General features: G+C 61.8%; 2 protein-coding genes. Both read left to right on the top strand.

Features of this window, described 5'->3' with window-relative positions:
• A partial coding sequence (locus AC1D06_RS42510) for a zinc-binding metallopeptidase family protein (RefSeq protein ID WP_477991577.1) occupies positions 1 to 1,024 on the top strand: 1,024 nt, incomplete at its 5' end.
• A 31-nt stretch (positions 1,025 to 1,055) separates the two neighbouring features.
• A partial coding sequence (locus AC1D06_RS42505) for a dimethylarginine dimethylaminohydrolase family protein (protein WP_477991575.1) occupies positions 1,056 to 1,802 on the top strand: 747 nt, incomplete at its 3' end.

The raw sequence follows: 1,802 nt of genomic DNA, 5'->3' as shown, positions 1-1,802 counted from the left end.
GTGCAATACGGTGCGCTGGGACACGCATTGCGGTGCGGCCTATTCGATGATCTACCGCTTCATCTGCGACCAGCCGGAAAACTGGGGCGTGAATGATGGCGCGCCGATCCCGCAATCGCATTCCGCCGTCCGCGCGCCCGGCGCCAATGACGCGCTGATGATGATGTATATGGCGTCGAAGGCGCTCAGGGATTCGATGCTGACGCATCAGGGCGGCTGGTCGATCAGCGAGGCGATCCTGACGGCGGGACAGGCGACTGCGGACAACCTGCCGGCCGGCCTTGCCGAGATCCAGTACATGATGCGCATGCCGACCATTGCCATGGCCGAACAGGTCACCGCCGTGCTCGACCGCAATGCCCAGGCTGCCGCCGATATGAGCGGCTGCCGCTGGGAGCGGCATTGGGTGTGCAAGTCACGGCCCGGGCTTGCCAATCACGCCATGGCGAATGTCGTCTGGGATTGCCTGCAGGCGGTCGGCGCGCCGAAATGGGGTGAAAACGCCAAGGCCGTGGCGCGCGAGATTCAGACGAACTGCGGTCTCGAAGCGATGGACAATCCCTTCATCGACGAAATGGAGCAATTGATTGCGCCACAGGAGGCGGAAGCCATCCTGCGCCGCGACCTGCCGCCGTCGCAGCTCAATTCGACGTCCGATGACTATACGGACATGTCCTGGCATGCACCGCTTGCCCGTTTTTACATTGCCCGGCCGGCGCTCAAGGCGCCGGCCGGCTATCGCTATCCAGGCTGGGTGATGAACGCGCTAGGCGGCATTCCTGCGACCATCGACCCTATGGTGGAGACGGCATCGAAAGTGCTGGCGCTCTCCGCACTGCGGCTGCTCGAAGATGAAGCGGCGCGCAAGGCGACGATGGACGAATTCAAGGCCCGCACCGGCGGTGGGGTAGGCGGCAGCCAGTGGATCGCGCCGCTCTGCGATTACGAGCCGCCGATCCATTTCCGCTGGCCCGAATATGTTACCACCGCGCGCGGCCGCGAATGGTGGATACCGACTGCATGAAAAACAAACAGGCAATTCAAAGAGGAACACGATGAGCTCATATTTCAAAGAACCCTTCTCGCTTCAGCGCCGCAATCTCAACGGCGGCACCGCGCGCCTCACCGGCTGGGGTTTCCGCAACGAGACCGATAGCCTGACCGACGTGCTGCTCGGCTCGCCCGCCTATCTCCGCCACCTCGCAACGTCCTCGTTGTCGAAAAAACATCTGCGCGACAACCCGGCCAATATCCAGACGGCGCAAGCGCAGCACAAGGAATTGGTCTCGGCCTATGAGCATTTCGGCGTCAAGATCCATTGGCATGAGCCGACGCCAGAACTGCCGATGCAGGTCTATTCGCGCGATTCCTCGGTCATGACGCCCTATGGCGCGATCATCACCGCCATGGCGCAATGGTGGCGGCGCGGCGAGAATTATGCCGCCATCCGCACCTATGAGAAACTTGGCATTCCGATCTACGACATGGTGACCGCCGGAACGTTCGAAGGCGGCGATTTCAATGTGATCGCAGACGGCGTGGTGTTGATCGGCTGTGGTGGCGCCCGCACCAACGAGGCCGGCGCGCAGCAAGTCAAGGAATGGTTCGACAAAGAGGGCTGGGAAACCCGGCTCGCCTTCATCGACGAATATTATGTGCATATCGACCTGATGGTCGTGCCGATCGCGCCGAAGCTGACGGCCGTCTGCCTTGACTGCACCGATCCGGCAATCGTAACCTGGCTGAAAGACAAGGGGCACGATATCGTCGACGTTCCGTTCCAGGATACGATGGCGCTGGGC

Source organism: Rhizobium sp. P2_G2 (assembly GCF_056403555.1).
Note: the sequence above shows the minus strand (reverse complement) of the source record. Positions and strands in the feature narration are given on the sequence as shown.